The sequence below is a fragment of the Serratia montpellierensis genome, from assembly GCF_020858655.1.
In the GTDB taxonomy this organism is placed as follows: domain Bacteria; phylum Pseudomonadota; class Gammaproteobacteria; order Enterobacterales; family Enterobacteriaceae; genus Serratia; species Serratia montpellierensis.
This window is the reverse complement of record NZ_VOSN01000022.1, coordinates 52,674-60,648: the sequence shown is the minus strand read 5'-3', so window position 1 is coordinate 60,648 and position 7,975 is coordinate 52,674. Positions and strand designations below refer to the sequence as shown.

10 protein-coding genes are annotated in these 7,975 nt (G+C 51.8%); 4 read left to right on the top strand and 6 right to left on the bottom strand.

Annotated features, from left to right (window positions below):
- The 4 genes from FUU19_RS22400 to FUU19_RS22385 all read left to right on the top strand — a co-directional run.
- Positions 1 to 976: PD-(D/E)XK nuclease-like domain-containing protein (locus tag FUU19_RS22400; RefSeq protein ID WP_230507376.1), on the top strand; the 976-nt coding region annotated here is incomplete at its 5' end.
- A 14-nt stretch (positions 977 to 990) separates the two neighbouring features.
- Positions 991 to 2,058 carry a RecT family recombinase gene (locus tag FUU19_RS22395; protein ID WP_230490420.1) on the top strand — a complete coding sequence of 356 codons (1,068 nt, stop codon included), beginning with the start codon at positions 991 to 993 and terminating at the stop codon, positions 2,056 to 2,058.
- A 75-nt stretch (positions 2,059 to 2,133) separates the two neighbouring features.
- Complete coding sequence (locus FUU19_RS22390) at positions 2,134 to 2,409, top strand: excisionase (RefSeq protein WP_230490419.1); 276 nt, start codon at positions 2,134 to 2,136, stop codon at positions 2,407 to 2,409.
- Entirely contained in the window at positions 2,384 to 3,466 is a 1,083-nt protein-coding gene (locus FUU19_RS22385; RefSeq protein WP_230490418.1) for a tyrosine-type recombinase/integrase, read from the top strand. The genes FUU19_RS22390 and FUU19_RS22385 overlap by 26 nt, the downstream gene beginning before the upstream one ends.
- A gap of 317 nt (positions 3,467 to 3,783) precedes the next feature.
- On the opposite strand, the gene FUU19_RS22380 is transcribed toward FUU19_RS22385, so the two are convergent.
- The 6 genes from FUU19_RS22380 to FUU19_RS22355 all read right to left on the bottom strand — a co-directional run bounded on the left by FUU19_RS22380 (position 3,784) and on the right by FUU19_RS22355 (position 7,975).
- Positions 3,784 to 4,182, bottom strand: a complete 399-nt coding sequence (locus tag FUU19_RS22380) for a HumD family translesion DNA polymerase (RefSeq protein WP_141972963.1) — start codon at positions 4,180 to 4,182, stop codon at positions 3,784 to 3,786.
- 152 nt (positions 4,183 to 4,334) lie between these two features.
- Positions 4,335 to 5,438, bottom strand: a complete 1,104-nt coding sequence (locus FUU19_RS22375) for a phage tail fiber protein (RefSeq protein WP_230490417.1) — start codon at positions 5,436 to 5,438, stop codon at positions 4,335 to 4,337.
- Positions 5,435 to 6,577, bottom strand: coding sequence for a tail fiber domain-containing protein (locus FUU19_RS22370; protein ID WP_230490416.1), 1,143 nt, complete (start codon positions 6,575 to 6,577; stop codon positions 5,435 to 5,437). Before FUU19_RS22370 ends, FUU19_RS22375 begins: the two co-directional genes overlap by 4 nt.
- Positions 6,578 to 6,646: 69 nt before the next feature.
- Complete coding sequence (cor, locus tag FUU19_RS22365; protein WP_121553994.1) at positions 6,647 to 6,883, bottom strand: phage exclusion lipoprotein Cor; 237 nt, start codon at positions 6,881 to 6,883, stop codon at positions 6,647 to 6,649.
- Between the two features lie 118 nt (positions 6,884 to 7,001).
- Positions 7,002 to 7,661 carry a hypothetical protein gene (locus FUU19_RS22360; protein ID WP_230490415.1) on the bottom strand — a complete coding sequence of 220 codons (660 nt, stop codon included), beginning with the start codon at positions 7,659 to 7,661 and terminating at the stop codon, positions 7,002 to 7,004.
- Between the two features lie 2 nt (positions 7,662 to 7,663).
- Entirely contained in the window at positions 7,664 to 7,975 is a 312-nt protein-coding gene (locus FUU19_RS22355) for a hypothetical protein (RefSeq protein ID WP_121553939.1), read from the bottom strand.

The following is a 7,975-nucleotide window of genomic DNA, read 5'->3' as shown; positions in this document are numbered from 1 at the left end:
GCCGAAACAGACCGACGCCGATACGCTGCGTGCCGTGATCGAGAAGCATAACGCCACCCTCCCGGTGTCGTATGCGTTGGGCGGCAATTACGAAGAAACCGCGCAATTTTATGTTTCACTGCCGGTTGAGTTTCAAAGCCTGGCAACGGCCGAACCTACGGCTTCAGCGATGAAGGAATGCATCAAGAAGTACAACGCCACCCTATCGGCGCCGTTGAAAACCGCCGGCGGCCGCGACGCACTACTGGAACAACTGACAGCCATCGATCCGGAGTTTGTCGAGAAAGAGCGCGCGATCCCGGCTCCGCTGTCGGTCAGCGGGAACAAAGAAGACATGGCGGCGCGCATCAAAACGATTCTGCCAACAGCCATCTTTGCCGACGAACTGCTTGATGCCTGGAAAAACTCTGATGACGGCCGTCAGCTGGTAACCCAGCAGCAAATGCAACACGCCAAAGCCATTCAGCGTGCGCTGTTTACCCATCCTTCAGCGGGTCCGCTACTGCAGCATGAGCAGCGTGCGGTTGAAGCAAGTTATTTCGGCTTTGATGAGGAAACCGGCCTCGAGGTCCGCGTTCGCCCTGACCTTGAGATCGATCTTAACAGCGTGCGCGTAGGTGTGGATTTGAAATCAGTCAGCATGGGCCGCGTAAAGCAAGACGCGCTGCGCGCCAAGCTGCACCGGGAAATTATCGATCGGGACTACCACCTCAGCGCCGCCATGTATAGCGACATCGCCGCCTTTGACCAGTTCTTCTGGATTTTCGTCAACAAAGACGAGGGTTATCACTGGGTAGCTATCGTCGAGGCTTCTCCTGACCTGCTTGAGCTTGGCCGGCTTGAGTACAAAAAGGCGCTGCGAGACATCAAAAACGCATTCGACACCGACACCTGGCCGGCACCGATCACCGAAGAGATCGTCGACGACTTAAACGACTATGACCAGCGCCGCATGGAAGCGCTGCGCGTTGCGTAAGGGGCAAAAACATTATGAGCAATATCAGCATTCCTGAAGAAAAAACGGCATCGGTCACTGACTCGAACATCGCGCTGTTCAACCCGCAATACCTGACCGCAATCAACCAATTTGCGCAGGTCATGGCGAGCGGTACAGCGACGATCCCCGCCCATCTGCGAGGGAACCCGGCCGACTGCATGGCGATCGCCATGCAGGCCGCCCAGTGGCAAATGAACCCATTCGCGGTGGCTCAGAAAACTTTCATCGTGAGCGGCGTTCTCGGGTACGAGGCGCAACTGGTTAATGCGGTGATTTCCACCCGCGGGCCGCTGGTCGACCGCATCAACTATGACTGGTTCGGTCCGTGGGAAAAGGTGATCGGCAAATTTGATATTCGCAAAGGGGATAAAGGGGAGTATCGCATTCCTGGCTGGCGCCTGGCTGATGAAGAAGGGATCGGGATCCGCGTCTGGGCAACGCTGAGGGGGGAAGATAAACCGCGGGAGTTAGTGCTCATGCTGGCGCAGGCCCGCACCCGCAACTCTACGCTTTGGGCTGATGATCCGCGCCAACAACTGGCCTATCTGGCAGTGAAGCGCTGGGCGCGCCTGTACTGCCCGGAAGTGATTCTCGGCGTCTACACGATCGACGAGTTGGAAAAGGCGGAAGAACGCGAAATTAACCCGCAGCGCGGCGCCTCGCGCGTCAGTGTGAGCCAGCTTGCGGACGGACCTGTTGCCGCACCTGTACAGCAGAGCGCTCCGCCTGTCGATACGGATGATATTGCCGGCGGCATTCGGACAGCTATCGATCATGCAGAAACAACAGACCAAGCCTCAAATATCCGCGCACAGGTTGAAGAGTTACGTCAAAAGCTGGGGATCGCCGCTTACACCGAGCTGAAAAACAAAGTGATTAAGCGCCACCGGCAGATCACCGCATGCGGCAGCATCAGCAGCCAGCTGAAAGACTGCCGGAGCGCCGATGAGTTCGCCGCGGTAGAGGCGCTGGTGCGACGGTCAGAGCGAGATCTAAGCGCTGATGACATGGAGCGTTTCCAGCTAGCGCTCGACGATATGCGCCCAGAGTTTCAGGGCTGATTTTGGAAAATCAACGCACAACGCCGGCCACGGCTAATATTGTGGCCGGTTGTGCTGAGTAGTGAGGCATGACCAATGGCTAAATGGATGACTCTCGAAGAATGGCGAGATGATAACTACACCGATAAAAAACCAAGCATCCAGACGCTCTGGCGCTGGGCGCGCAACGGAAACTTTTACCCGCCGGCGGAGAAGCACGGCAAGCAGTACCGGCTGACACCAGGGACTATTTACATCAACCCCAAGGACTTCAACCTGGGGAGAAAAATAAAGGAAGCGCAGAGCCATAATCCCGCGAGGCTCGCGTTCATGGAGAAAGTGATCAATGGCACGGCGAAGGGAGGGTTATGACATGCGCTTACCGAAAAACCTGACATTCCGCCGAAACCGGAACGCGTTCTACTGGCGCAATCCAGTAACCAAAAAGGAGATCTCTCTCGGCCAGATTTCGCGACGCGAGGCTATTGCCCAGGCGATTGAAGCCAACCACTATATCGAACAAAATTACTCTCCCGTTCTGCTCCTGGAGAAAATCAAGGGCAGCCACGAATACACGCTAAACGCATGGCTCGATCGGTACGATGTCCTATTCAAGCGGCGAGAACTGGCCGAGAACACATACAAAGTGCGCGCCGGCCAAATTGCCATTATCCGGGAACGCCTGGGCGACATGGTGCTGACAAAAATCACGACACGCCACATCGCCGAATTTCTCGAGTTTTGGATCGCCCAGAACAAAAAGACAATGGCCGCAACCATGCGATCGGTGCTGTCTGATATTTTCCGCGAGGCGATCGTGGAAGGTCACATCGAAAACAACCCTGTGACCCCTACCCGCGCGGCGAAAGCTGTCGTGATGCGCGAACGTCTGGAACTGAAGCAATACGGGCCGATTCGAGAGGCCGCGGAGACAATGCCGCCGTGGTTCTGCCTGGCGATGGATCTTGCGCTGGTCTCCGGCCAACGCCGCGAGGATCTGACACAAATGCGCTTTAGCCATATCGTTGACGGCCGCCTGCAGGTTGAACAAGGCAAAACGGGGGCTTTGCTCTCCCTCCCCCTTGATCTTGAACTGAAATGCATGGGCCTGCGACTTGGCACCGTTATCGACCGATGCCGATTGGTCAGCACGTCTGACTTCATGATCAGCGCCGGCATCAGGAAAAATAGCCCAGATGGTTCGATCCACCCCGACGGGTTAACGAAAAAATTTGTCGCCGCGCGGAAAGCATCAGGTTTGATATTTCAGGAAAGCCCGCCGACGTTCCACGAGATCCGAAGCCTGTCCGGCCGCCTGTACGAAAAGCAGAACGACAAGGCATTTGCTCAAAAGCTGCTGGGGCATACAACGGAAATGATGACGCTGAAATATCTCAAAACGAGGGGGAAAGAGTACGTGATGCTGTAAAAGACCGAATATCAAAATTCGGACATATTTCGGACATTTTCGGACAAACGAAAATAAATCCTTTAAAATCAACAACTCAAAAAAAGACCGAATACGATTCCTTTAATCGAGCGAAAACAAATAAATTCAATTTTTTCATATAGATAACTCAGGCATGGATTATAAAGCCATCAAAAATACCTTCGTTAACCGTCTTTTGCATTCAAATAGTTATCAAGAATCTCGATTCGATTCGGGAAAAGTTCGAGCGATTTTATACCGCAAAATCCTGCACACCTCTCCCAAATCATCATAAGACCAGAAAGCATGACCGGTCATCAAATAACCGGCAGATCATCCCACTCGCACGACCGCATATCATTGACGCAGTACATCACCACGCCGAACACCTCGATCCCTTCTTCCGAGTCTTCGTTACCGAGTTCAGTTTCCCGGCCGGAGCCATCGAGAAACTCAAGCGCGCGATACGGGTAAAGACGTAGCCGGCGCAACACATGCGCGCCTTCCTCCGCAGCTACGATAATACTGCCGTGTACCGGCGTCGCCGACGAATCGACAACAAGCAACGCGTCAGCGTGGATACCGACCGCCATCGCCTGGCCGGCGGCGCGGAGCAGATAAGTAGCGCTCGGCTTTGAAATGCAGATCTCGTCAAGGCTCAAGCGGCACTCAACGTAGTCTGCTGCCGGGCTGGCAAATTTTGGCATCATTCCCATGGTGTTTTACCTCACAACAAATACTGTATGCATACACAGTATAAGCGTAAAAAAAAACCGATGTGAAGTTCGTTTCACCGCAGAAATGATAGATCTATGATCGATAAAGGAAGAAAGTATACGCCGGATTGTTTCCGGCGTGATTTCCTGCTTTATGCTGTGGCCTCTTCTTCCGTACCTGGTTCGTCGACCGCCGGCATCTCAACACGCAGATCTACCCAGCGCCCATCGGGGATATCGATCGGCATCCCCTCGTCATAGCCCAGAACGTCATTGCGCGCGAACGCCGGCGCCGCCGGGTGTGTGCGGTGATAGGTTTTGATCAGTAGGTCGCCGGTTGGCTCTACCTCGTAATCCACCCAGATCAGCGGCTGCTTGTTGCGGTCGAGCGGAACCTCGATTCCGCCATCCGGGCCGCCCCATTGCGCATCTGCATTAAACCCGAGCGTGCCGGAAATCCGGTAAACCCCCTCACTCACACGCTCAGTAGTCACGCCCTGACTTTCGTCGTTGAGTTCGCAGGCGCCATCACGGAAAAGCTTCACGACCGGGGATGCCTTTTTAATGAAGCCGTTGGCGTCAACCGTTGTGTTGACAGATGACCACAGCGAAACCCATGAGACCGTTTTACCTGAAAAATTTGATATACCAGCCCACACTGCGCGAGCGGAACTAACCGCAATATATCCGCACGTTGGGCCACCATCCATCGGCATCGATATCACGCCCCCCAGAACATTGGCAGGTGCATTAGCCGAAGTGCCATTAAACCGGTTGATGAACGACGTATTTTCCTGCGCGTAAACATCAGGGCGGTGAATTGGCCCTACCCCAAAGCCTGCTGCTGTAACCGGCTTCACACTGCTGGCCGCATTCTGTTCGCTGACTTTGGCTGCCGAAGCTGATACAGCAGACTTCCCCGCAGACGCGGCTGCCTCCGTTCGCAATGTCTCTACAGTACGAACGATTTCAGGCGTAATCTCTTCTTCGCCCGGCGTGATGAGGAAATCGTTAAGCGTGCCGTCTTTCGAGTCTGGATATACACGAATTTCGCCAACTTTCCCCAGAGTAGATACCATTACTTCATATTTACCGGGGAAAACCTGCATTGAATATTTACCGTCGTCCGCGGTAATCGCTGCGGATGAATTGCTCACTAAAACACGCGCGCTAGTTTCCTTTGCACGCATGGTGATAATAACATTAGGCTGAGGGTCTCCATAAGGGCCACGCAAAATATCGCTGATTAATGTCATTGCAGTTTCTCCATAAGTTTTTTGATTATCTCGTCCTGACGGTCAATTCTTTCAACCGCCTGATTAAGGGCTGCCAGGGCTATATATCCCAGCGTGGCGTAATCAACCGCCTTGATATTTTCTATTGTCTCGCCTGTACGAAGCTTGAATGAACCACACTGACTTACGGTAAGGGGTATCTGCTGCTCGATTTCCTGAGCTATTCCACCGATGAATGGTTGTCCATCCCGCTTGCCCGTATATAGCTTAAGCCCGCGAATCAGTGACAGAGGGTCTTGTATTTCTACTAGGTCTGACTTCATTCGAATATCGGAACCGTTAACCCATTGGCCCGTTAAGTTATTAAAGTCTCCGTTATTCTGTAGTCTCACCTCATGCCAATTTCCACGAAAATCCCGATAGGATAAAAAACCGTAATCGGTAATATTTAGCTCTTGCCGTAGCGACATCATGAAGATTTTTTCAGTGCCTTGTGCCGTCAATCGGCAATAGGCACCGCCGCCAGCGACTGTGCCACTGCTGTTGGTATGTTGCTGGCTAATATGGATCGATGGTGATGCGTCATTGGCATCGCCAGTGATGGTTATGCTCTTTTTTGCCGCGACGGCGTCATTAAATGTGACTGACTTGCGAAACTGGCAATACCCACCAGCGTCAAGAGTGGCATTACTCTTCAAAATTAATGGGCCACTGATTTCTTGAGAATTAGTAAGCGTCTTGTCTAATTTATTATTCAGCGAAGCCGTAATACTATTCCAGGCCGGGCCGGTGTAAGTGCTGCCGTCAGGCAACGTCACCGTGATGTTTCCGGTACCGCTGAATACCTGTTGCCAGTTCTTCTTATCCAGCAGCAGCCCACGCAACGCCTCTGCGGTATAGGCGTGCGTCTGCGCTGTAATCGTGACCATCGCCCCATAGGGGATCGGCGTCCATGCCAGACCGCTGGCAGATGGTCCATCGAAATTACGCACCAGAGTAAGCGCCGTGTTCGATTCCACCGACTTAACCCCGAGGGTATAAACGGTCTGGCCAACTGTCACCACAATGAAGTCGTTGGCCTTGAGTTCTGTGCTGAACGCAGTACCGCTGCCGGTAACCGCTGACGAGTTGTTTTTAAGGGTAATCGTGCCTGCTGGCATGGTGTTCTCCTGAATTTTTGCAACAAAAAACCCGGCGCAGTGGCCGGGTTGCTTGGTGTTGAGTGACTTTTATTTATCGCAGGTCGTGCGAGTGAAGTTGGTTTTATTAACCCAACGCCAACCGAACGGTCCACCAGCTCTATATTGTGTCTGTTCAACCTGCTTGCGAACGCCATAGATAGGAACTGATGTCTCCTGCCCAGCGATAATGGCCGTCCCATAGCAAATAGGTTCTTGCTTTTCCAAAATGCCTGCGCAGCCAGTGATAGATGCTGAAACCAATAATAAAACAGCTAACCTTTTCATCCCTTTATTATCTCCCTTGCTGTGATATCCATATCCTATCATCGATAGCCTTGACTAACGATCGTTTGCAACGATCAATATCATCAAAATCAATTGGCATTGTCGATCATATCGGCAATCAAAAGCCAGATACATCTATTACGTACACTGAATCCTTTGTGTTGTAATAAGTTATATTGTGCGCTTCACCGCCGGGAGTGTCCCATGCGCCGGAATACACTGATGTATTGCTCCCATCAAAAGCTGAAAAGCTCGATATTGGTTGCTGGAACGGCCTTGGTTGTTGATGACCAATAACAGCCGTAATGTAACCTGTAGTGGCTGGTATTATCGCCCATCTGCCCGCCAAGGTTTCTCTCACATTGTAACCGGCCCCATCGCTCCCAGGCTCGCCAAGCCGCCGCGGCGCAGGCATAACTTTAGTTTCATTAGTTTGAATGCATCTGCCCTGCGCATCAAATATGTTAATTCCAAATTTTACCGCTGGTTGAAATTGTGTCGAGAAAGCGTAAACATCTATAGCATATGGACCATTGCCAATTATTAACTTAGATGTGACAGATGCACCACCACTCGCAGATCTGGATACAGAGGCGATAACTCCGTTTGTATTTGCCACCATTGCCAAAACAACTGGCTTAGTAAAATCAACATCGAGCTGATCATTTCCTGCTCCAGCGCGAGCTATACGATATTTTTTAACCAAGCTCATCGGCGTGCTATCTGGCGTAGCCCACGGTACCCCATCGTTATCTACAAATAACGCTCCCCATGACATAATCACACCTTCACAAGATAAATAATAACCCAACCAGAGTATGCAGGGGCAGTACCACCGCCCCAGACACCATTTGCATCAAACATTTCTATGGTGTTATTGCTAACAACTCTTAGCCCTCTCCTTTCTTGAGTAAAACCTATCCCATCTTGAAGGCTCATAAAGTCTATTCTATACCCACTTGGGACATTGAAATTCCAGCTACCAGATTTTTGATTTTGCTCAACTCTAATTGTCCCAATTGTGAAAACCTTAACAATGCCTGTATTATTCGGAGTGCCGTTCATATCCCACGTTTGAAAACCCCACGCCAC